General features: G+C 61.7%; 1 pseudogene. It reads right to left on the bottom strand.

What is annotated here, in order from left to right:
- Positions 1-311, bottom strand: a pseudogene (locus NQJ30_RS18935) (integrase catalytic domain-containing protein); the annotation flags it as partial.

Here is a 311-nt window from a genome sequence, read left to right as displayed (position 1 = left end):
GTCTGCGGTTTGTCGTAGATGCGGGTCTTCTTCCCGTGTTTGTTGGAGCGCCAGCCGGTTGCTTTCGTGGTGGCGGTGAAGAGGTTCAGCCGGATCCGGACCAGGGCGTAGAGGGCGTTGAGGAGCCTCAGTTCGGCGGCGGTGTCATAGCGGTAGTGGAAGGCGTGCCGGCGGACGACATCGCCGTTCTTCTGCTCGACGTGGGCGTTGTCGTTGGACTTGTAGGGCCGGGAGCGGGTGAAGTAGATGTCCTTCTCGCCGGCCCATGCGATCAGGGCGTAGTTGATGAACTCTCCACCGTTGTCGGTATC

Origin of the sequence: Pseudarthrobacter sulfonivorans (genome assembly GCF_024391045.1) — a bacterium.
Classification (GTDB): domain Bacteria; phylum Actinomycetota; class Actinomycetes; order Actinomycetales; family Micrococcaceae; genus Arthrobacter; species Arthrobacter sulfonivorans_B.
This window is presented reverse-complemented; position numbering and strand designations above follow the sequence as displayed.